This window comes from Sneathiella sp. (assembly GCF_029233945.1).
GTDB lineage: Bacteria > Pseudomonadota > Alphaproteobacteria > Sneathiellales > Sneathiellaceae > Sneathiella.
In genome coordinates this window covers 39461-62536 of the sequence record NZ_JARGOQ010000011.1, presented here as the reverse complement: position 1 = coordinate 62536, position 23076 = coordinate 39461, and the positions used below count along the sequence as shown (strand labels likewise).

Below are 23076 nucleotides of genomic sequence, written 5' to 3'. Positions count from 1 at the left end.
TTAGTCCGGCCCACCGGGACCGGCAAATAGTTCATTCAATTCAGATTGCTGCCGTTTTCCCTGCGTATTGACCGGCAGCTGCTTGACAAACCGCCAGCGCCGCGGCAGAGCCGCATTTTCAAGATAGGGGGAGAGTTCCCTTCTCAGCGTGCGGCCCAGACGAAAGGCACCGGTTTCCAGAAGTTGATGCCAGCCGGAAGGACTTAGCTCAACGACCGCGACAAGGGTCTCTATCTCTTCTTTCAGGATAAATACCGCCGACCCGGCGACAATTTCCGACTGGTTGAGATATTTTTCAATCTCGACAAGGGAAATGCGCTTTCCTTCGATTTTGACAAACTGATTGGCACGCCCCGCCAAGATAAAACTTCCGTCATCGAACCGTTCGACAATATCATTGGTGGTATCCCAGTCTTCACCGTCGGTGTAGTTGGATTTCACACTGAGCAGCCCTTGCGCATCAATCCGGGTCTGCATACCGGGAAGCGGCGTGAAGGGCGTGCGCGGGTTCTCCTGCTGACGATGGGCAATACCGCCTGTTTCGGTGCTGCCGAAAACCTCCGTCGGTAGCGGGCCAAACTTCATGCGGGCATCCTGCGCTGCGTCAAACGGGAGCGGGCCACCAGCAGTGAAGATCACCGGTGCCCGCGTCTCTTCCGGCAGAGGATCAAAGGGCGGAATGCGCGTCAAATGCGCCGGGCTGGAAACGAAACAGGACCCGGGCGGGGCGGCAGCCAGTAATTCCTCCCATATCTCGAAGGTCTGCGGGAAGAACAGTCGGCCCTCACACAGCGGAAGGAAGAGCTTGAAATACTGACCGAAGATATGCTGGTGACTGACAGTCCCGAGTGTCACGGCTCCTGCCAGTTCTTCGCCCCATCTCTGATTGAGGACAATGAGTTCATTATCGATTTGCGCAAGCGTCTTGGGCACCCGTTTTGGCATGCCCGTGGAACCCGAGGTATAGAAATCCAGGAAAGAGCGATCGGGATCAAGCTCCTTGAACGTGAAAGTCGCCCCTTGGGAGCCATCGATCAAAATCTGATGCACCCCTCCCGCCCCATTAATATCGGAAAGAAGAGGGCAAGTCCCGCCCACAAAATGCGCCAGCATTCCCGGCAGGGCATTTGGCGGCACGGTGATGCGGCAATCGGCCTGAAGCGCCGCCAGAAAGCCGGTTGCGAAGGCATAGCTGCTCGTCGTTGCGAGTACTACCTCTTCTATTTTCTGCTCCTTTATCCGGGCACAAATATCCTCTGCCTCGGCATGGAAATCGCCGAACGTCTTGATCCTACCGGAAACACGGGCCACCGGTGTCGCACCCTCCCGGTCAGAGGTCAGTAGCTGTGATAACGGGATAAACAACGCTCAACTCACTTTTTTACGTTTCACAAACTGGCGAAGAATATATTCGCCGCCAAACATCAGGCCAATCAGGATATAGGATATGAAACCGTTATAGACGGCCCAGGTTTCAAGGTCAGCATAAAGTGCGGTCCAGAGGGAAATGGCGGCATTGAGGAGAAAAAAAACAACCCACGCCACGGTAACATTGCGGGTATAGCGTATTGCACGGGCATCAAGGTCTCCCTCCATCATCCGGGCAAAGCGTTCGATAATCGGCGGGGGATTGACCAAAGAATAGCCAAAGACAACGGCGAAGGAAAGGCTGATCAAAACCGGATAAGCCTTGATCGCCAACAACTCGTTTACTGTCAGCAGCAGGACAATCGCCACAATGACCGCCACGTAAATACCAAATTCCGATCGCTGGGCCCGCCGCTGACGCTGTAACAGAAGACGCAGGAGCAGGAAGGTCACAAGCGCCAATCCGACTGTCAGGGGAGAAAAATGCATCAGGCCAAAATAAACGACAAACGGGTATGCGAGACTGATCAGGACGAGCAGAAGGTCCAGCGGTCTCGCTTTACGCCGCCAAAAGGGCATGGACCCGGTCCACCACATCACCCACGGATCGCACCGTTCGAAATTCGTCCGGCGGGATTTTCTTTCCCGTCAAATCCTGTAGCTTGACGACCAGATCCACTGCATCGATGCTATCCAGATCCAGATCCTCATAAAGCTGGGCATCCTCTGAAATCAGTTCTGGCGGTACCTCGAACATATCTTCAAGATACTCGCGAAGTTTTTCGTAAATCTCGTCGCGGGTCATGCCCCCAATTCCTTCCTTTCGGATGTAATGAAGCGGGCGAGGCTGCGCACAGAAGCGAAATGCTCCTTCAAATCATCATTTTTGCTATTAATTTTAATGCCGTAGGTTTTCTGGATGGCAACACCGAGTTCCAGTGCATCGATTGAATCGAGCCCCAGCCCATCGACGAACAGCCGCTCCTCGCTGTCAATCTCCTCCGGCGTAATATCCTCAAGGTTCAGAGTCTTGATCACCAGTTTCTTAATTTCCAATTCAAAATCATTCATTGCAAAGTTTTCCAATATAATATTGCTCCAGCTCCCGCGTGAGCTTGCGTACCTTCAATGACCTCGGTTCATGCCTTAGATAATCTGTCATGTCCAGTTGTTCGTCAAAGGTAATATCAAAACGGGCCTGACGCGGCGGGATAGCATACCAGGGGCTGCCTTTCGCCAGTGTTGACGGTTTACATATGATAGTCACCAGTTGGATCGGGGCGCTGAAATGCGTCGCGATATTGGCAACCCCGCGCTGAAATTTAAGCGCCTGCCCCGGCACCGACCGCGTCCCTTCCGGGAAAACCAGAATATTCTGCCCGTTCTTCAAGGCCTTCTCGCACTGCGCCAGCATCATTTCCGCATCCCCATCATTGCGGATGTAGCCCGCCGCGCGCATTACACCGCCAAGATAGGTATTGTTCCAGAGCTCATGCTTGACGATACATTGCACCTCAGGCATCCGCGACATCAGAAAAACCGTATCCAGTAAGGATGGATGATTGGCAACAATAAGAGCCCCGCGCACATCCTTCAGCCTTTCGGTATCGTGGAAACGGGAATCAATAATACCACCGACCCGCAGCATATAAACGAAAAGCCGAAAGGCGTAATAGATGGTTTTGCGTACACGGCGAATACGCAACGCTTCATCCTTGGTGAAAAACGCAATGGGCGTGAAAATAAAAACCGTCATGAAAATGCCGCCGAGGCCAAAGAAGGTGAAGGCAAGCCCCGTCCCGATCAATCGCCAGACATAATTTAATCGCTCAAGCATGACGTCGACACCACCAGTCACCTTGTGCACCGGACCAGTTCCAGTCGGCCTCCCCGCGCAGAAGAAATCGGATAAAATTTTTCAGCGGATCACCTGGCGCCGACCGTGTCTCTGTGCCGGAAAATCCGAGCGAGTATGCCTCTTCGCCTTCCTCCGCCACGCCAATCAGCAACGCCAGCGCACAAACAGGCACCCCGGTATCCTGAAATGGCGCATAGAAATCAGGAAGCGTCTCATCGGCATGCAGCAGTAACACTGGCACCGACGGGTCTTCTTTCAGGCAGGTCAACGCCTCTATCAGGCCCAGACACAGACTTTCCCCGCCGGCGGCAATTGCCGTCTGCGATGCGCGGTTCTTACTGACGATGGACAGCATTCCGGCAAGGGAATTATGCACCGACATGCCAAAGCCGGTGGGGGAGATAGGCTCCTCCACCGCCAGGCTTTTCAGTAATGACAGCATTTCCGTGACATTGCCGTTGCGGGAACTGAAAACAACACGGGGTGTTTCTTCAGTCTCGATATCCATAGCGACACGAAGGGCGATTTTGCCCAATCGGGATAGGCGTCGGCGCAGTCCCGTCGGAAGGTCACGCACATCCGGCACGGCCTCCTCAACCGGCAAGTCGGTATCGCCGTCCGCCCAAAGCCGCCAAGCCTCGGGACTATCGAGTGACGGTGCCCAGGCGGACCATCGTTGAACCGTGAATGAAACCCTGGTCTCCACTTATCATCCTCAGGCTTTGAGGGAAGCGATGTTCAGGTTCTTGTTGATATCGTTCTGCAAGGTCCGGATCCATTTATTATAGCTCCGGTGAATTTTCGATCCGTCATACAGCAAATCAACGCTGGAAACATAATTGATCGAATAGTCTTTCTTGGAGTAGGTAATGTCAATGACAGCAACATGTGTGCGGTTGTGCAGCGTCGCCTTCATCTTGCCCGGCGCAACTTCATTGACAACCCAACCGCGGTTGATGGCGGCTGTCTGGATGATTGTGCCGATATTTTCCAAGGATGTTTCCTGGAGCTTGACCGGAACCGGATTAGCTTCGGCATTATAGACAGGCTGAACACGCCCAAAGCACCCACTGACCAAAACGGCCAGTGCGGCGACCATCGCTAATTTAAAAAACTGTTTCATCACTATCGTCCTTCCAAAAGCTTCATATCCAATGCCCGATTCTCCGGCCGGGCCGACCGGCTGCTGAAAAGATTTACAATCCCTGCGATTGAATTGCCAGCGTGAAACAGATTTTTTTGTATCAATCATTTGCAATGTGTATTTTTTAGCCTGCGGCAGAAGCGGGTAAAGGCAGCCAAAGCTGCCCCGATAATCATAAAAAAACGGCCCATGATGAAAAATCACCATGAGCCGCCGTTGTGGGATCTCAAGATTTAGCGTGCAATCAAGCGGCGCGCACCTCTTTGAGGAAGCTATCAATATCCTGCCGGAGATTTCCGGAAAGTTCTTCAAGCCTGGTAGAAGCAGACAGTACCTGCGACGCAGCGGCGCCTGTCTCCCCTGCTTTGGTAGAGACTTCACCAATCTTCGCAGAGACTTCCGACGTCCCGCTGGAGGCTTCCTGAACGTTCCGGGAAATTTCGTTAGTGGCCGCGCTCTGCTCCTCAATCGCAGAGGAGATACTAACTGTGCTTTCGCGGATCGTATTGATCACCCCGTCGATATTACCGATAGCCGAAACCGCTTCCTCGGTTGCGAACTGCATATCGTTGATCTGACCGCCGATCTCTTCGGTTGCGCGGGCGGTCTGGGTCGCCAGGCTCTTAACTTCAGAAGCAACGACAGCAAAGCCCTTGCCCGCTTCCCCGGCGCGGGCCGCCTCAATCGTGGCGTTCAAGGCAAGCAGGTTCGTCTGACCGGCGATATCATTGATCATATTGACCACTTCGCTGATTTTTCTCGCGGTTTCCGCAAGCTTGGAGACAGAGGTCGAGCTGCTGGCAGCCTCAGTAACTGCCTGCTCGGACACATTATTCGCCTGCTGTACCTGACGGCTGATTTCATTGATTGAAGAGGTTAACTCTTCTGCCGCCGCCGCCACAGTTTGCACATTGGCAGATGCCTCTTCGGAAGCCGCAGCAACAGCTTCAGACAATTCCTGTGAAGAGCCCGCCGTCTGGGTCATTGAATTAGCCGTGTCCTGCAATTCGCGAACAGCATGTATCACCGTCTCCAGGACTTCCTGTACACGTCCTTCGAAATTCGCGATCAGCCCTGAAATCTTTTCGGCTCGTTCCTGCTTGGCGGCATTCTCCGCCTGCTCGCGGGCACGTTCATCGGCTTCACGCTTGGCCTCGCGTTCACGTTCAGCGCGTTCATGCTCTGCTCGTTCTTCAACCGAACGTTTTGCTTCAGCCTCAAGACGCTGCTGTTCAAGAGCGTTATCCTTGAACACCTGCACCGCGCGCGCCATTTCACCAATTTCATCTTTCTGATCCTGGGAGCCGATTTCGACCGTGCTATCCCCTTCAGCCAGCTTTGCCATAACGTCGGTGATTCCGATAATTGGCCTGGTGATCATACGCATTGTAACATATGTAACCGCGCAGGAAATAACCAAAGCCAGGACCGCGATTACGATAAAGGTGATCTCAATGTTCTTGATTGCGGTAGTAGCCTCAGCAAGAGACTCTTCGCCCATTTCGTTCCAAAGGGTCGTCAGCTCATCAAATTCTTTATACAAAGCATGGAACTGCTCATCTGCCTCAGCCATCTTGATAGCCGAGCCGGAGACATTGGACTCTGTCATTTTGATGACTTCTGTAGCGGCAACGCTATAGCTTTGAAGTTCCTTCTTCGCCCTGGCCAGAATTTGCAATTCAGTTTCCGTAAACTGATCCGATTCAGTGGCAGTACTGAAGGAATTTGTCAGTTTAGCAATCGTTGCCAAGTCTTTCTGACGTTCATCAGCAAGCTTTTCTTCCTCAAAACCAGCCGTGGCTTCCGAAATCAGACGAAACAGGTCACCGTTAAGCGCCTGTAAATCGCGCTGAAAACGCACTGCGGCACCAATTTTCTGCGTGTCCTGTTTGTGCAGGGCCGCCATGGTGGATTGAGAATTACTTAGTCCGACATAAGCCACGACACCCAATATGATCAGGGAGGCGACAAAAATCATCGGCGCGATGAATAGTTTGGTTGAAATCTTTAAGTTCTGGACACTCATAAGCCTTTACCTTCTCAAATTACTGTAATGGGCGTAAGCATGATCGTTTTGGAACGACCATACGATACCGAGGTTTACTCAATCGAAGAAACCAATGTCGAAATAAACGTTACCGGTTCTTTTCATATAGAAGTGTTTTTGAACAACTGTCTCACAATGACCCACGTTACTGTTCACCATATCAACAACAATTTCCTTTTTATCTTCTGCAAAGACAAGTTCCGAGAACAAAAACAAACCAAACACAACAACTATTGGTAGATATCGATAGAAACAATAACTCTTTATCTTAAATTCACTTCTCCATTTAAGGAGAACTTACTTAATACATATAAATTTATTAAAATATTACTAACGGAATTAACTATATATCAAAGGCTAGATCTTGCGCTTTACTGCGAATATCCTCACAATCAATTTGCAAGGCCGCAAGTAATTCATCAATAATAGTTCAGGAGGACTTAAGTCAAAACCCGAAGACAGGCTGTAACAGACGACTGAAAAAGCCGGAGAACTTCAGCGGCGCATCGGTCGCTATCAGACAGATACAGTCTTCCGCCGTATCAGCGACAGGCTGATGCAGAATATCGCTATCAAGGTCGGCGATATCTCCGGCCTGAAATCGGCCAAAATCATCAATATAGGATCCACGAAGAACCAGCGTAAGCTCCCGACCCGAATGGCCATGTTCAGGCATGACCTTGCCCGGGGCGATCTTCAGCAGACGAAGCGTCCCCTTAACCTTCTGCGCACTCGCTCTTGGCAGGGGGTAATGGCTAACGCCGGGGCCCAATGTCCGCCAGGGAATATCATCAAGTGACGTCGGCATGCGCTCCGCCAAGGGCATCGGCACACCGGTATTCGAATAATCCTGCGTTCGCGATGAACGATCCTGAGCGTGGGGTTCCGGATGCGCACGGTTCGGGATCATGTCCGCCATCGCCTCTTCCGTCGCGGACAAGGCTGCGGCTTCGGTCTCCATCAACAACAGACCGGCCATATCCTCCATCAATGAGACGCTTCTACGGCATTTGGGACATATCGCCAGATGGGTTGCCACAACGACCGACAGCGCGTCCTCAAGGGTTCCGTTGACATATGCCATCAGCGTATCGTCGCCGATATGATGCCGTATATTCATTTCAAACCCTCCAATTCCGTTCGGATTTTTCTAAAAGCCAAACGTATTCTGGACTTGACGGTACCGAGGGGGATATCCAGCATCTCGGCAATTTCACCGTGCGATTTTTCCTCAAAAAAAGACAACTTGATAATTGTCATCTGTTCTGGCGGCAGCATCGCCATCGCTTTTTGAATGCGTTCTCTATCCTGTTTGCGGCTGACGGCCTGCTCTCCGGTTTCCGGATCATCCGGTACAAAGCAGGGATCTTCCGGGTCGGGCTCTGGTCGGTGTTCCTTTCGTAATCGGTCAATCTTCACATTACGCGCAATCGTATAGACCCAGGTTGAGGCCGACGCCTTGGAGCTGTCAAACAGAGCGGCCTTTCGCCAGACCTTCAGCATCGTATCCTGCATCACATCTTCGGCCGCGCTCTCGATCATGCCGCCCTTGATCATGAAATACTTCAGCCGCGGCGCAAGATTGGCAAACAAGCGCCGGAACGCTGAAGGATCCTGGTCAAGACCAACCGCCGTCAGGTCTTTGTCCAGTTCCTCCGGGAGTGCTCGTGTCCCCGTTCTATCCTGCCTGATACCATCTGGTGAGGTCATGCTTGCCTATAAATATCGTAACAGCCACTTTACGTTATTCTATAGTCTACCTTATTACGGAGCAATTGGATAACCGGATCATTTTGAACCGGCTTTTTTTGTGATCCATCCTCCTTCTATTCGCGTATCTCAAGTTAATCGACGAGAACACGGCGGATGGAAAAATGAAAAAAATAGCAGTCATCGGAAGTGGGATTTCAGGGTTGTCAGCGGCCTGGCTGCTGGCGCAAAATCACGACGTCACCTTGTTCGAAAAGGATGATCGCCTCGGCGGTCACAGCAACACCGTTGAAATCGACGGCCAATATATTGATACCGGTTTTATTGTATATAACGAGTTAAACTACCCTAATCTGGTCGCATTTTTTGAACAGTTGAACATCTCCACCCAACCGGGCGAGGTGTCTTTCAGTGTGTCTTTCGATAATGGAAAATTTGAATATTCTGGGGCATCAACGACGGCTCTGCTCGCCCAGAAATCAAATCTCCTCCGGCCTGCGTTCTGGCGAATGATCCGCGACATTCTGAAGTTCTATCGCGAAGCTCCAGAATTTCTGGATCGCGCGGAAACGGAGCATTGGACGCTCGGGAAGTTTCTCGTGCTGGGCGGCTATGGTCGTTATTTCATGGATTGCCATCTACTGCCCATGGGTGCCGCAATCTGGTCGATCCCGGCGAAAAACATGCTCAACTACCCGGCAGCCACCTTCATTCGGTTTTGCCAGAACCACGGCCTCTTGCAAATTTCCGACCGGCCTGAATGGCGGACCGTTACCGGCGGCAGCCGCCAGTATGTTGACCGGGTTGCCGATATCCTTTCTGGGTGCATTCACCTAAATAGTGCGGTTGCTGCGGTCCATACCGGCGAATCCGGCGTTCTGGTCGAATGCAGGAACGGGCATGTACAGCAGTTTGACGACGTCTTACTTGCCACCCATGCGGATCAGGCCTTGTCCCTCATCGCCGAGCCAACGCCCGCCCAGAAGAAGCTGCTGGGTTCCTTCAAATATAAGAAAAACCTCGCAATCCTCCATTCCGATCCATCGCTTATGCCGAAACGGCGCAAGGCCTGGGCTAGCTGGAACTATATTGGCGATGATCACGATGTCTCTTCGCGGGAAGATCTCTCCGTCACCTATTGGATGAACCGGCTTCAAAAGCTGAACACAAACAAGAATTATTTCGTCACCCTCAACCCGGCGGTTGAACCGAAAGACGGCACGGTCCTCAGAAGTTTTCCTTATGATCATCCGCTGTTCGACAACGCGGCCATTGCCGCCCAGAAGATGCTCTGGAATTTGCAGGGACATCAAAACCTCTGGTTCTGTGGCAGCTATTTCGGGTATGGTTTTCATGAAGACGGCATTCAGTCCGGTCTTGCGGCGGCGGAGGCGTTGGGTGGCCATTTGCGCCCCTGGCAAATCGATCCGTCACGCTCGCGTATTCATCTACCCAAAGATTCCGCCGTTCATCGCTTAGCAAGCGTTGCCTGAGTTCAATCTGAAAAAGCACCCTTTATCGCAAAGTGGTATTCTATTCGACTCATCTCATAATGCGGAAAAGACAGCGATCGGATACGAGAAGCTGGCGTTCATCCCGTTTCCTTTTTATGATTTAAAAAAATAAAAAGGCAGGTGAGAAATGAGTCTGATTGATACCATCACACAATCCCACAAATCCATGGTCGAAGGCCGGGATATTCCCTGGCTGCTGCGTCAATGGGTAGAGCGCTGCCCCGACAAACCTTTCATAATCTGGGAGCCATTCGATGAAAAGCCGCAATCCTTTACCTATGCCGAGTTTGCGGCGCAGGTGGAACGGGTCGCCGCCGCACTGTATAAAAATGGCGTTACCCTTGGCGACAAGGTCATGCTGCATATAGACAATAGCCCGGAGTTCCTGATTTCCTGGTTCGCCTGCGCGCGCATTGGTGCGGTGGCAGTCTCCACCAATACCCGCTCCGTCGCCCGCGACATGACTTATTTCGCGGATCATGCCGAGATTGTCGCGGCCATCACACAGCCTTCCTTTGCCAGGCTTGTGCATGATTCCGCCCCCGGCATCAAGTTTCTGGCGGTTACCGATAACGATGCAGGTGCGTCAGCGGACGTGCCCGCGGATATCCCCCATATTCCCTTTGCGGACCTGCTTGCTGAAACGGCGGCCTGCCCCGCAAGAAGCACGGAGCCCTTTGCCGATCTTGGCGTACAATTCACGTCCGGCACCACGTCACGACCAAAAGCCGTACTCTGGACCCATGCCAATGCGATCTGGGGGGCGCAGATGAACGTTGCGCATATGCGGCTTCGCCATGAGGATATCTGCCTCACCTTCCTGCCGCTCTTCCATACAAATGCGCAATCCTACTCCATGCTGAGCAGTCTTTGGATCGGTGGCACGATTGTCGTGCAGCCGAAATTCTCCGCCTCACGCTTCTGGGATGTCGCACGCCGAACCGGCTGCACCTGGAGTTCCCTCATCCCTTTTTGTGTGAAAGCTTTGCTTGCCCAGGATCCCCCGCCGGATCACAGTTTCAGGTTTTGGGGTCCGGCCGTCCGGCTTCCCGATGTCGAGGAAGTCTATGGCATTCAAACATATGGCTGGTGGGGCATGACGGAAACCATCACGCAAGGCATCGTCGGCGACTTTGATCAGCCGGGTCCGGCGATGGGAATTGGCCGGGTATCTCCGGGCTATGACATTGCCATCCGGGATGAGGATGGCAATCATATCAAACCCGGTAGCCGTGGCTCGCTTTTTATTCGCGGGGTACGCGGGGTTAGCATGTTCAAGGAATATTTCCGCAATCCGGAGGCCAATGCGAAAGCCTTCGATGCCGACGGCTGGTTCGAGACCGGCGACGTGATCCAGATGGATGAGGATGGCAATCTCTTCTTCGGGGATCGGGAGAAAGACATGCTGAAAGTCGGGGCAGAGAATGTTGCTGCGTCTGAAATCGAAGCCGTGGTTTTGGAAACCGGCTGGATTGGCGAATGTGCCGTCGTCGGGCAAAAACACTATATGCTTGATGAAGTGCCGGTGGTTTTTGTGATCCCGAATGCCGATGCACCAGACAATTTGAAAGATGCCCTTATTGAGGCCTGCAAGAAGAACCTTGCTGATTTCAAGGTTGTCCGAGATGTTATTATCCTCGACGATTTTCCGCGCTCAACCTTGGAGAAAATCGCCAAGAATGAGCTTCGGGAGAGATTGCCCGCGATTGAAGCGGAAACCAAAACTGGATAACCTGGAAAGATGAAGCAATGACCGATGCGACGACAATGCGCGAGCTTATCAACTCAGGTGCAGGCGAAGATGCCGCCATCGGTGCACCGGGTTGCGCGTCCCTTACCTATGACGGCCTTAACAAGCTAAGCAACCATGTGACGGAAAGGCTGAACAATCTCGGGATCGGGCGGGGGGACCGGGTTGCAATTGTCCTGCCAAACGGTCCGGAAATGGCGAGTGCCTTTGTCACGGTCGCCTCTGCCGCAACCACTGCGCCGCTCAATCCCGATTATAAGGCGGAGGAATTTGAGTTCTACCTTGAAGACCTGAAAGCCAAAGCCCTGATCGTCGAGAAAGGCAGCAAAAGCCCGGCTGTTGGTGCCGCCCAAAAACTCGGCGTTATGGTGATTGAACTCACTGTTCCCGAAAACGCCGCTGCCGGAAATTTTGAGCTGATGGGTGAATCTGTTGGGAGAGCCACCTCTCCGGGTCCAGCAGAAGCGGATGACATCGCGCTGATCCTGCATACGTCCGGCACAACCTCGCGGCCGAAAATTGTCCCGCTCAGCCATCGGAATGTGGCTGCCTCGGCACGCAACATCGCCCGTTCTCTCGCCCTCACGCCGAAGGACAAATGCCTTAACATCATGCCGCTCTTTCATATTCACGGGCTTATTGCGGCGGTGTTGGCATCCCTGAAGGCCGGCGCAAGCGTGACCTGTACGCCCGGCTTCAATGCCTTGAAAATCTTCGGATGGATCGATGAAGAAAAACCGACATGGTATACGGCCGTTCCGACCATGCATCAGGCCATTCTCGCACGGGGCGCACGGAACGAAGAAATTGTGAAGGCGGCAAAGCTGCGCTTTATCCGCTCCTCCTCCGCGTCCCTGCCACCACAGGTCATGACGGCGCTGGAGGATATGTGGAATTGCCCGGTGATTGAGGCCTATGGCATGACCGAAGCGTCCCATCAGATGGCGGCGAACCCACTGCCCCCGGCGAAACGTGTTCCGGGCAGCGTCGGCATCGCGTCAGGACCGGAGGTTGCCATCATGTCCGAAGATGGCCAATTGCTCAAATCCGGCGAGACAGGCGAGATTGTCATTCGCGGGGAAAATGTCACGAAGGGATATGAAAATAATCCAAAAGCCAATGCGGAAGGTTTCAGCGACGGCTGGTTCCGCACCGGCGATCAGGGAATCTTGACAGCGGACGGATATCTCTCCCTTACGGGGCGGCTGAAGGAAATCATCAATCGCGGCGGCGAAAAGATTTCCCCGCGTGAAGTCGATGAAATACTGATGAACCATCCGGCAGTGGAACAGGTCGTGACGTTCGCCCTCCCCCATGAAAAGCTCGGGGAGGAAGTGGCCGCAGCCATCGTTCTGAAGGATGGCCAGCAAGCAACGGAAGCGGAGCTTCGAGATTTCGCGGCGAAGAGCCTCGCGGCCTTCAAAGTACCGCGTAGCATCACCCTGCTGGATGAAATACCGAAGGGTGCGACGGGAAAACTACAACGGATCGGTCTGGCCGAGAAACTGGGATTGGCGTAATGAAAATTTGTATCTATGGCGCGGGCGCGATTGGCGGGCTGGTCGGGGCACTGCTGGCACGAAAAGGCGAGGCGGAAGTCTCCCTTATCGCGCGGGGGCCGCATCTGGCCGCAATCCGGGAAAAAGGCCTGACAATCAACGGGCCGGAAGAAAGCTTCACCATTGAAAATATAACGGCAACGGATGACCCGGCAGAACTCGGCCCGCAAGACTACGTCATCATCGCGCTGAAAGCCCATTCAATCAGCGGAATCGTGGACAAGTTGCAACCGCTTCTTGGCCCGAATACGGCGGTCGTCACCGCGCAGAACGGCGTTCCCTGGTGGTATTTTTACGGTCTGACCGGGGACAAGGAAAACGCGCGGGTAAAGGCCGTCGATCCGGACGGAACAATCTGGGACGGGATCGGACCGGAGCGGGCCATCGGCGCGGTTATCTATCAGGCAGCAGAAGTCACAGAGCCCGGGGTCATTGCACAAATGGCCGGGGATCGCTTCCCGGTGGGCGAGCCGACGGGAGAGCGAACCGAACGCGTTACGATCCTCTCCAAGCTATTGATCGGGGCCGGATTAAAAGCCCCCGTACGGACGGATATCCGGTCCGATATCTGGGTCAAGCTATGGGGTAATCTCAGCTTCAATCCAATCTCCGCTCTGACCGAAGAGACACTTGATAAGATAACCGGAGATCCGGACACCCGTGCCATCGCAAGAAAGATGATGCTGGAGGCCCAGGCCATTGGCGAAGCCCTCGGCGTCAAATATCCCATCAATGTCGATAAGCGCATTGAAGGATCGTCAAAAGTCGGTCCGCATAAGACATCCATGCTGGTCGATATGGAAAGCCGCCGCCCAATGGAGATTGATGCCCTTGTGACCGCAGTGCAGGAACTCGGTGCCATTACGGGCCATGAAACGCCAACAATCGATACGGTTGCGGCTCTTGTCCGGCAAAAGGCGCGACGGCTTGGGTGCTTCATCTAATTAGGAAGTAATTCCCCTATTTATCTGATTTCATTTGTTAAACGGCCCGCTGAGAAAGATTTTTGCAGCGGGCTTTTTTTATCAGACATCATCCTTATTGAATTTTAATATATATTGCTTATTATATAGAACATTCAGTAAAAGGAGACGCGGTATGAAGCTTCCGGAAGAAAGCCTCGGCTTTCTGGTCAATGACGTGTCCCGATTGATGCGCCGAAACTACAATCGGCGGGCACAAGGATTGGGTCTCTCTCTTGCCCAGTGGCGTGCCTTGGCCTTTCTCGCACGTCAGGAAGGGGTCAAACAAGTGACCCTGGCGGATTCGCTTGAGGTTCAGCCGATTACACTGGCCCGCCTCATCGATCGACTGGAGGAAGCAGGGCTTGTCACGCGGCGGCCCGATCCGGATGACAGGCGGGCAATCCGGCTTTACCTGACACCCAAAGCGCAGCCCCTGCTGGATCAAATGTGGGCCTTAGCCGCGAAAACGCATGAGGACGCGTTGAAGGACCTCTCTGAAGAGGCGCGCGCTGTCCTGATCAAGTCACTTTTACAAGCGAAGCAAAGTCTGCTGTCCGCCGAAAATCGCCTGTGCGGTGAAGATGCCGAAAAAGCCGAAAGAAACGATAATGTCTCAAAGCGCACCTGATCCCTCAGATGATCTAACTCAATCCGAGCGGCAAAATCCGGAGGCGCCAACCGTTTTAAGCGTCGCACCCTCACCTCCGAAGAAATCAGGACGTCATCGCCGCTGGATACGGAATTTTCTTCTCCTGCTGGGGCCGCTTGCCGTGATCCTTATCGGCGGATATGCCTATTACACCGGCGGCAGGTTTGTCGACACGGATAATGCCTATGTAAAGGCGGATAAGGTGATGGTCGCCGCCGAGGTTTCGGGTCTGGTTTCCGCTGTTCCGGTGAAGGAAAATCAGCGCGTTGCCAAAGGCGATATCCTGTTTCTGATCAATGATCGATCCTATCGAATCGCGATGGCAGAAGCCGATGCCGGGCTCGCCAACGCCAGAGACAAAATCGCCAGTCTCAAGGCCACTTACCGGCAGAAACTGGGGGAGCTCACTCTTGCGCGCACCAATATCGCCTTCGCCAAAAAAGAGTATGACCGGCAGACGCGGCTGATTGCCAGTAGCGCGGTCTCGCGCAGCAAGCTCGACGCAACGCGGCACGACCTCGATATCGCGAAGCAACAGGTTTTGGTTATCAATCAGGAACTGGCGGAAATCAGTGCTCAGCTCGGCGGTAATCCGGATATTCCGCTGGAACAACACGCGCTTTATCTTTCGGCCATGGCGGCAAAGGAACGCGCGGCGCTCAATCTGGAACGGGTCGCCGTGCGCGCTCCGTTCGACGGGATTGCCGGCAACACGCCGCAGATCGGCCAGCAGGTCATTGGCAACGGGGCGTTCAGCAGTCCGGTCATGAGCCTGGTCGCCGACAGGAATATATGGGTAGAAGCCAACTTCAAGGAAACCGACCTCACCTATGTTACGCCGGGACAGAAAGTCATCCTCCATGTAGATACCTATCCGGATCGGGAGTGGCAGGGAACCGTCGAGAGCCTCAGCCAGGCCACGGGCGCGGAATTTTCCGTTATCCCGCCGCAGAATGCTACCGGCAACTGGGTCAAGGTGGTGCAGCGAATTCCCATTCGGATCAAGGTCGTCCAAAAAAGGGATGATCCTCTCCTTCGCGCGGGCATGAGTACAATGGTCGAGATCGATACGGAGCAAAGCCGCCCGATGCCAAAAATCATACACACCGCTCTCGACTGGCTTGGCGCCCTGCCTTCGGTAGCCATTGCCCGGGAGGCGGATAGCGGCAAATGACTGAGGGAGCGGCCGAAAGCACCCCTCTCGAGCGCGGCCTGATTACCGTTTCCATCATGCTGGCGACAATTATGCAGGCGCTGGACATGACCATCGCCAATGTCGCCCTGCCCCATATGCAAGGGACCATGTCGGCAACGCAAGATCAGATTTCCTGGGTTCTCACCTCTTATATTGTTGCCGCGGCAATCATGACACCACCGACGGGCTTTCTCGCCTCCCGCCTTGGCCGCAAGCGGTTGTTCGTTATCATGGTGATCGGTTTCACCATTATGTCGATGCTATGCGGCACGGCAACGACATTGAACGAGATTGTGATCTTTCGGTTACTACAAGGTGCCTTCGGGGCTGGGCTGGTCCCGTTATCACAGGCCGTCCTGCTGGATACTTATCCGACTGAGAAACATGGCTCTGCCATGGCAATGTGGGGGATGGGCGTCATGGTCGGGCCGATCCTGGGTCCGACGCTTGGCGGTTTTCTAACCGAAACATATAACTGGCGCTGGGTTTTCTTCATTAACCTACCCTTCGGCATTCTTGCATTGCTGGGCATCCTTGCCTTTGTTCCTGAAACCGCGAAAGAGCGCGCCCGTAATTTTGATTACTTCGGATTCGCGTTGCTGAGCCTTGCCATCGGCGCATTTCAGATGATGCTCGATCGCGGGGAATCGCAGGACTGGTTCTCCTCGACTGAAATCATTATCGAAGCTGTCGTTGCCGGGCTTTGCTTTTATATGTTTCTGGTACATATGTTCACCGCGAAAATGCCCTTTATCGAACCAGGTTTGTTCAAGGATCGTAATTTTAGCGTTGGTCTTCTCCTGATCTTTATGGTCGGCATTATCCTGTTTGCCACCATGGCGTTGCTGCCGCCCTTTTTGCAGAATCTTATGGATTTTCCTGTTTTGATCACGGGATATGTACTGGCGCCGCGCGGCTTGGGCACCATGGTCGCGATGGTTTTTGTCGGTCGGTTGATCGGGAAAATAGATAGCCGTCTGTTGATCTTTTTCGGCCTTAGTCTCACGGCCTACTCCCTGTGGGAGATGTCAACTTTCACCACCGATGTATCCGTTGCAACCCTTGTTTGGACGGGAATTATACAAGGCATCGGCCTTGGGTTTATCTTTATACCCTTAAGCACTCTCACCTTTTCGACACTCGCCGCACATTTTCGCAATGAAGGAACCGCCATGTTCAGCCTGCTGCGCAACATCGGCAGCAGTATCGGGATCTCAATTGTCTTCACCATGCTCGGCCGCAATACCCAGGTCAATCACGCCAGTATGGCGGAGCAGATGACTCCCTTTCGCGATGCAATGCAGGCCCCCTTTCTGCCCAATGCCTGGAACTGGAATATGACGTCAGGCCTCCTGGCATTGGATAACGAGGTAACCCGGCAGGCCGCCACCATTGCCTTTCTCAACGATTTTACATTAATGATGTGGGTGATGATTATATCGACGCCTCTGTTGCTCCTATTGAAAAAGCCGGAAAAGACACAATCCGCTGAACTGGCCATGGCAGAATAGCCATTGCCAGCATCTGTAAATATGGCCACAATGGCCGGATCAAAAAAATAAGAACGTAGTCCGATGAATGAAGGCTATCGAAAAGGGCCCTGATTTTCTATGCAGTATTTTAATTTCGACCCCTACAGCCTGCCGCCTGAGGCGGAAGCACTGCGGCTGGAAGTACGAGAGTATCTAAATGAAGAGCTGGCCGACTATCCGGCCGTGCTACGCTCCCGGTCCTGGGCCGGTCTCGATCCGGATTTCTCCCGCAAGATGGGGGAAAAGGGATGGATTGGACTGACATGGCCGAAAAAATACGGCGGCGCGGAACGCTCCTTTTTTGAGCGCTATGCCTTACTCGAAGAACTTCTCGCCTATGGCGCCCCGGTCGGCAGTCACTGGATTGCCGATCGCCAGAGCGGTCCCACGATCCTCCGCTTTGGAACGGAGGAGCAGTGCCACCGTATTCTCCCCGGCATCATCAAGGGGGAATCTTTCTTCTGTATCGGCATGAGTGAGCCGGACAGCGGCTCCGACCTTGCCTCTATCCGCACCAAGGCGGACAAGGTTGACGGCGGCTATCTGATTAACGGCACGAAAGTGTGGACGACCGGCGCGCATCATTGCGACTGGATGATCGCGCTGGTGCGGACAAGTCCAACGTCGGAAAACCGGCATGCCGGCATGAGCCAGTTCCTGATCAACCTGAAACAGGCCAAGGGTCTCACCATCGACCCGATCAAGAATCTCGCGGGCGAGAAGCATTTCAATATGGTCGTGTTCGAGGATTTCTTCGTACCCGAGGAAGACCGCATCGGCGACGAGGGTGATGGCTGGCAACAGGTCACGGCTGAGCTCGCCTTCGAACGGTCCGGGCCGGAACGCTATATGTCCTCCATCCAACTCTTGATCGAGCTGATCCGGGAAGCAAAGCTCGACCCCGGCAAGAAGGCACAGGAACAGATTGGCCGACTAATCGCACATCTCGCGACGCTGCGCCGGATGTCGATCTCCGTTGCCGGAAAGCTTGAATCTCGCTCCAATCCGGCGCTGGAGGCCTCCGTCGTCAAGGATCTTGGCGCAATCTATGAACAGGATATGCCCGAAATTGCACATCGTTTCGCCAGAACTGAGGCCAGCATAACCGCCACAACTGATTTTGAGCAGGTGCGCGCCTATATCACACAAGCCGCCGTCTCCTTCTCCCTCCGGGGTGGCACGCGAGAGATTTTACGCGGCATTATTGCACGGGGGCTCGGCTTACGATGAATGAACTCCGTCAAATTATGGCCGATACGGTCGAGAAACTTTTCTCCGACCAGGTTACAAAGAATTCGAGAGAGCAGGCGGAAGAGGGAGTTTTCCCTGATGCATTGCTGGAAGCTATCGCCGAAAACGGCCTTTTGCACGTCCTCGTCCCAGAAGATATGGGCGGCGTCAGCGGGCAGTTCGCCGATGCGGAAGTTATTGCCCGCGCCGTTGGCCGTCATGCGGTCCCGCTTCCCATTGTCGAGCAAATCCTCGCGAATTACGTCCTCGCAAGCGCGGGGATAGCGCCGCCTGACGGTATCACCGTCTTTGCCCCCGTTCGTGACGGTGAAGCGATCCAGTTGAAGGATGGCAAGGTCTCGGGAACAGCAACGCGGGTACCCTGGGGCCGCAAGGCCGATCATGTTGCCGTGGTCACGGATGATGGCATCGTCCTCGTCAAGGCGGGCGACTATGCGCTCGGTGAAAATCAGAATATCGCCGCCGAACCGCGTGATACGCTTGATTTCAGCAACGCAACCCCTGTTGAAAGTGGCAAGCTCCCGTCCGGAATGACGGTGCAGTCCGTCTTCGCGCTCGGCGCGATGATGCGCGCGTCCCAGATGGCGGGGGCTATTGAATGGGTGCTGGAAGCGAGCGTGCAATATGCCAATGACCGGGTGCAATTCGGGCGACCGCTCGGCAAGTTTCAGGCGATCCAGCAGAATATGGCGGAGATGGCGGGACATGCGGCGGCGTCCGGTGCCGCGGCCCTTGGCGCATTTCAGGCGGCCGATCTCGCCGTGGACGGAGATATCGACAGCACGTTCGAAATTGCCGCCGCCAAGACACGGATCAGCGAAGCGGCAGGCGTTGTCACCTCCCACGCGCATCAGATTCATGGCGCCATCGGCTTCACCTATGAACATGATCTGCATTTCCGCACGCGGCGGCTCTGGTCCTGGCGGGATGAATTCGGTTCGGACAGCTATTGGGCCGATTGGATCGGCGGGCATATCCTAAACCTGGAGGCCGATGATCTCTGGCCCTGGCTAACAACCCGGCCGACCTAACAACAACTAAGCTGCGGCGACTTACGTCGCAACAGAAAGGTAATGGGCGCACGAGACGCCCCGCCGCGAGAGGGAGAAAAAGATGTCACTCGATCTGAAAATCACGAATGGGACAATCATCGACGGGACGGGAGCCTCCGGCTATGTCGGCGATGTGGGTATTAAAGACGGCAAGATCGTCTCTGTCGGCGAAGTTGACGGTGACGCGGTACGCGAAATTGATGCCACCGGGTTGGTGATCTCCCCCGGTTTCGTCGATATCCATACCCACTATGATGCGCAGGTTATCTGGGACCGGATGCTCTCCATCTCCCCCTGGCACGGCGTGACCACGGCGGTGATCGGCAACTGCGGCTTTGGGGTTGCCCCGACCCGGCCCGAGCATCGCACCAGCATCATGCGAACACTTGAGAAGGTCGAGGGGATGTCCTATGACGCCCTCGCCGAAGGCCTCGGAAGTGATTGGCCCTTCGAGAGCTTCCCCGAATATATGGACGCGATTGAAGCGCGCGGAACAGCCATCAACCTCGCGGTTTTTGCCGGACATACCCCAATCCGAACCTACGTCATGGGACCGGATGCGGTGGAACGTACTGCCAATGACGCGGAAGTTGCCAGTATGGCCGATATTGTCCGCGAAGCGATGGAGGCCGGCGCGATCGGCTTTTCCACCTCGCAAGCGACAACCCATCATGGCTATGGCGGCAAACCAGTGCCAAGCCGTCTCGCCGACATGATCGAGATGGACCGGCTGGTTGCTGCAGCGCGTCTCGGCGGCGCAAAAATCGTGCAGGCAACGGTTGGCCCGACGCTGTTCCATGACCAGCTCGCCCTGCTCTCCCAGAAACATGATATCCCTGTCACCTGGACAGCGCTGCTCTCCGGTATGTCCGGCCCCGGCTCCCATCGCCGCCACCAGGAAACGACGCGCAAGCTGCGGGAAGACGGGGTCAAAATTCATCCGCAGGTCGCCTGCCGCCCCATCAATTTCGATTTCGAGTTTAACGAGCCCTTCCCCTTCGAGATGCGCCCCCTCTTTAAGCAGATCATGGAAGCCGACCGCGAAGGCCGCAAGACCATCTATCGCGACCCTGAGTTTCGTAATCAGTTCCGCGAGGATACGGCGGCAGATGCGCGCAATGCCGTAGCGGGCTGGATAGATCGCTGCGTTATCTCCATGGCGCCTGGCAATCCCGAATGGGAGGAACAGCCGCTTCGGGAAATCGCCGAAGGTCAGGGGAAAGACCCGATTGACTTTGTGCTCGATCTCTCGCTTGAGACGGATTTCGTCGCCCGCTTCCGCTTCCCCATTGTCAATTATGATGAGGAGGAAGTCGCCGAGCTCCTGCAAGATGATAACCTCATTCTCGGGCTTTCCGATGCCGGTGCCCATGCAAGCCAGCTCTGTGACGCCTGCTACTCAACCCATCTTCTGGGATATTGGGTGCGCGAGAAAAATACTCTTAAACTGGAACAGGCAATCCATATGCTGACCCAGAAGCCAGCGGAGTTGTTTGGGATCACGGATCGCGGCCTCCTTGCCGAAGGAGCTTTGGCTGATGTGGTCATCTTCGATCCGGCCACCATCTCCGCGGGCAAGCTGGAACGTGTTTATGATTTGCCTACCGGCGCGGACCGGCTGATCTCCCCTGCAAGCGGCATGAAAACCGTTATTGTCAACGGGCAGGTACTGCTAGAGGAAAACCAGGCCTCAATCCCCAAGGCTGCTGCACTTCCCGGCAAATTGCTCCGGAACGGCGCAGCCGCCTGAACGCCTGTCAGGCGGCAGGCGGATCGGCGCTGAACGTCGTGCGATACAGTAACCTGCGAGCGCCATCATAATCATTGGTGGCGTAATGAAGACAGGTGCGATTGTCCCAGATCGCCACATCCCCGGCCCGCCAGCGAAACCGGCAGGAAAAGTCCGGGCGGGTGCAGTGCTTATATATGTCGGCAAGGATCGGCGCGCTCTCTTCTTCGCTCATATCTTCAAAGCGGGTTGTATAGATGGGGTTCAGAAAAAGCGACCGGCGACCGCTTAACGGCTCGGTTATCACAGCCGGATGTAATATTTCCCGGTCAGCCTTTGGATCCCCCCGGGACATACGAATGGAGGCCCCCGCCCGCTCCTCTTCGGGTGGTTGATGCGTCACGCCATAGGGCGCGCCAATATGAACCGCCTTGCGCCCGTCAACGATCTTTTTCAGCTTGTCCGGCAAGGAGGCATAGGCGGACACCTGACTCGCCCAGACCGTGTCCCCGCCTACTTTCGGAACCTCGATCGCGGACAGGATTGACCCGGCAGGCGGATTTTCAAGAAAACTGAAATCAGAATGCCAGTCGCCGCCAAAAACACCCTTATTGCATTCATCCGCCTCTTTCAGTACCGCGATAACCTCATCATCCTCCGGCATCGGCTCAACATAGGGCAGCTTCATGACAGGCCCGAAAACTTCGGTGAGCTCTTTCTGCTGTTTGATCGTCGGGTGCAGGCCGCGAAGGGCGATCATCTGATGATCCGCCAGCGCATGGCGCAGGAAATTCGCCATGTCCGCCGTGATGCCCCCGGTGATATCGAATCCCGTAATTTCGGCGCCCATCAATCCCGTCAGTTTTTCTATCTGAACCATTTTTCCATCATGCTAGTTTAATAATTTTAAATTTTGGGCGGCACTTTTATCAGGAGAAACTACCCATATTGCCGCCATGACCGCCATCGACATTCACAACAGAACCGCTCATGAAACTGGCCCGGTCGGAGGCCATGAAGGTCACCACATTGGCCACTTCCTCCGCCGTCGCCGCGCGTCCACCCGGCAGGTTACCCAGATAGCTCTGCCAGCGATCGGGGTCGCCAAATTCCTTCTCCGCACGGGTCCGCATGAGGGTCTCAATCCGGTCCGTTGCGACGGCACCGGGGCTGACAGCCAGAACCCGGAGGCCATCGTTAAGGCTGCGGCCACCAACAGCCTTGCTGAAGGCATTAAGGCCGGCATTGCCGGTTGTGCCCGCAACATAGCCCGCATCGAAGCGGTCCCCCGCGAGACCGGTGACATTGATGATTACGCCATGTCCACGTTCCTTCATTAGCGCATAATAGGCTCGACACAGATTGATATAACCGAACACTTTGAGGTCCCATGCCTCCCGCCAGCGGGCCTCATCAATAGTCAACAGATCGCCCGCCGGGATGGCGCCCGCGTTATTGATCAGGATATCGGGAAGCGGCGTTGCTTCTATCAGCGTACTGATACTGCGGCTATCACTCAGATCAAGAGCGGAGTAAGTTACAGAAACGTCAGTCTCCTTCGCAATGTCCGCCACGGTTTTAACCAGCTGTTCCTCAGTCCGCGCCACCAGATGCACCGCGCAGCCCTCTGCCGCCAGCGCCCGGGCGACCGCTGCGCCGATTCCTTTTGATCCACCGGTGACAATGGCGCTTTTCCCTTCAAGGCCCAAATCCATTTTTTCTCTCCTTTTCTTTTGCCGTTACTATGACATGT

General features: G+C 54.5%; 21 protein-coding genes and 1 pseudogene. 10 read left to right on the top strand and 12 right to left on the bottom strand.

Going from position 1 to position 23076, the window contains the following annotated elements; genetic code table 11:
• From P1U71_RS05680 to P1U71_RS05635, 10 genes are all read right to left on the bottom strand, one after another.
• Entirely contained in the window at window positions 1-1365 is a 1365-nt protein-coding gene (locus P1U71_RS05680; protein WP_301104591.1) for an AMP-binding protein, read from the bottom strand.
• Window positions 1366-1368: 3 nt separating this feature from the next.
• Window positions 1369-1947: a hypothetical protein gene (locus P1U71_RS05675; RefSeq protein ID WP_301104590.1), complete on the bottom strand. Its 579-nt coding sequence runs from the start codon at window positions 1945-1947 to the stop codon at window positions 1369-1371.
• Complete coding sequence (locus P1U71_RS05670) at window positions 1928-2173, bottom strand: acyl carrier protein (protein ID WP_301104589.1); 246 nt, start codon at window positions 2171-2173, stop codon at window positions 1928-1930. The genes P1U71_RS05675 and P1U71_RS05670 overlap by 20 nt, the downstream gene beginning before the upstream one ends.
• Window positions 2170-2439 (bottom strand): phosphopantetheine-binding protein, encoded by a 270-nt coding sequence (locus tag P1U71_RS05665; protein WP_301104588.1) that lies wholly within the window; start codon window positions 2437-2439, stop codon window positions 2170-2172. Before P1U71_RS05665 ends, P1U71_RS05670 begins: the two co-directional genes overlap by 4 nt.
• The gene (locus P1U71_RS05660; protein ID WP_301104587.1) at window positions 2432-3205 is read right to left on the bottom strand and encodes a 1-acyl-sn-glycerol-3-phosphate acyltransferase; all 774 of its coding nucleotides are present in this window, start codon (window positions 3203-3205) and stop codon (window positions 2432-2434) included. Before P1U71_RS05660 ends, P1U71_RS05665 begins: the two co-directional genes overlap by 8 nt.
• Window positions 3198-3932, bottom strand: a complete 735-nt coding sequence (locus tag P1U71_RS05655; protein WP_301104586.1) for a beta-ketoacyl synthase chain length factor — start codon at window positions 3930-3932, stop codon at window positions 3198-3200. Before P1U71_RS05655 ends, P1U71_RS05660 begins: the two co-directional genes overlap by 8 nt.
• A 9-nt stretch (window positions 3933-3941) precedes the next feature.
• Window positions 3942-4349, bottom strand: coding sequence for a hypothetical protein (locus P1U71_RS05650; RefSeq protein ID WP_301104585.1), 408 nt, complete (start codon window positions 4347-4349; stop codon window positions 3942-3944).
• Window positions 4350-4614: 265 nt separating this feature from the next.
• Window positions 4615-6396 (bottom strand): methyl-accepting chemotaxis protein, encoded by a 1782-nt coding sequence (locus P1U71_RS05645; RefSeq protein ID WP_301104584.1) that lies wholly within the window; start codon window positions 6394-6396, stop codon window positions 4615-4617.
• Window positions 6397-6862: 466 nt separating this feature from the next.
• Complete coding sequence (locus tag P1U71_RS05640; protein WP_301104583.1) at window positions 6863-7537, bottom strand: ChrR family anti-sigma-E factor; 675 nt, start codon at window positions 7535-7537, stop codon at window positions 6863-6865.
• A complete protein-coding gene (locus P1U71_RS05635) occupies window positions 7534-8127 on the bottom strand; it encodes a sigma-70 family RNA polymerase sigma factor (RefSeq protein ID WP_301104582.1) in 594 nt (197 codons plus the stop codon). The genes P1U71_RS05640 and P1U71_RS05635 overlap by 4 nt, the downstream gene beginning before the upstream one ends.
• A gap of 164 nt (window positions 8128-8291) precedes the next feature.
• On the opposite strand from P1U71_RS05635, the gene P1U71_RS05630 reads away from it, so the two are divergent.
• From P1U71_RS05630 to P1U71_RS05585, 10 genes and pseudogenes are all read left to right on the top strand, one after another.
• A complete protein-coding gene (locus P1U71_RS05630; protein WP_301104581.1) occupies window positions 8292-9620 on the top strand; it encodes an NAD(P)/FAD-dependent oxidoreductase in 1329 nt (442 codons plus the stop codon).
• 148 nt (window positions 9621-9768) lie between these two features.
• The gene (locus P1U71_RS05625; protein WP_301104580.1) at window positions 9769-11373 is read left to right on the top strand and encodes an AMP-binding protein; all 1605 of its coding nucleotides are present in this window, start codon (window positions 9769-9771) and stop codon (window positions 11371-11373) included.
• Between the two features lie 17 nt (window positions 11374-11390).
• On the top strand, window positions 11391-12911 hold the full coding sequence (locus P1U71_RS05620) for an acyl--CoA ligase (RefSeq protein WP_301104579.1): 1521 nt from the start codon (window positions 11391-11393) through the stop codon (window positions 12909-12911).
• On the top strand, window positions 12911-13894 hold the full coding sequence (locus tag P1U71_RS05615) for a 2-dehydropantoate 2-reductase (protein ID WP_301104578.1): 984 nt from the start codon (window positions 12911-12913) through the stop codon (window positions 13892-13894). Before P1U71_RS05620 ends, P1U71_RS05615 begins: the two co-directional genes overlap by 1 nt.
• Window positions 13895-14048: 154 nt before the next feature.
• Window positions 14049-14543, top strand: coding sequence for a MarR family winged helix-turn-helix transcriptional regulator (locus P1U71_RS05610; RefSeq protein ID WP_301104577.1), 495 nt, complete (start codon window positions 14049-14051; stop codon window positions 14541-14543).
• Window positions 14524-15738, top strand: coding sequence for an HlyD family secretion protein (locus P1U71_RS05605; RefSeq protein WP_301104576.1), 1215 nt, complete (start codon window positions 14524-14526; stop codon window positions 15736-15738). Before P1U71_RS05610 ends, P1U71_RS05605 begins: the two co-directional genes overlap by 20 nt.
• The gene (locus P1U71_RS05600; RefSeq protein WP_301104575.1) at window positions 15735-17270 is read left to right on the top strand and encodes a DHA2 family efflux MFS transporter permease subunit; all 1536 of its coding nucleotides are present in this window, start codon (window positions 15735-15737) and stop codon (window positions 17268-17270) included. The genes P1U71_RS05605 and P1U71_RS05600 overlap by 4 nt, the downstream gene beginning before the upstream one ends.
• 99 nt (window positions 17271-17369) lie before the next feature.
• Window positions 17370-18521 (top strand): acyl-CoA dehydrogenase family protein, encoded by a 1152-nt coding sequence (locus tag P1U71_RS05595; protein WP_301104574.1) that lies wholly within the window; start codon window positions 17370-17372, stop codon window positions 18519-18521.
• Window positions 18518-19573, top strand: a complete 1056-nt coding sequence (locus P1U71_RS05590) for an acyl-CoA dehydrogenase family protein (RefSeq protein ID WP_301104573.1) — start codon at window positions 18518-18520, stop codon at window positions 19571-19573. The genes P1U71_RS05595 and P1U71_RS05590 overlap by 4 nt, the downstream gene beginning before the upstream one ends.
• 79 nt (window positions 19574-19652) lie before the next feature.
• Window positions 19653-21344: pseudogene (locus tag P1U71_RS05585) on the top strand (amidohydrolase family protein); the annotation flags it as partial.
• A 7-nt stretch (window positions 21345-21351) separates the two neighbouring features.
• Here the strand turns inward: P1U71_RS05585 and P1U71_RS05580 are convergent.
• Both P1U71_RS05580 and P1U71_RS05575 read right to left on the bottom strand, forming a co-directional pair.
• Window positions 21352-22203: a TauD/TfdA family dioxygenase gene (locus P1U71_RS05580; protein ID WP_301104571.1), complete on the bottom strand. Its 852-nt coding sequence runs from the start codon at window positions 22201-22203 to the stop codon at window positions 21352-21354.
• Window positions 22204-22252: 49 nt separating this feature from the next.
• A complete protein-coding gene (locus P1U71_RS05575) occupies window positions 22253-23038 on the bottom strand; it encodes a short-chain dehydrogenase/reductase (RefSeq protein WP_301104570.1) in 786 nt (261 codons plus the stop codon).
• Between the last annotated feature and the right edge of the window lie 38 nt (window positions 23039-23076).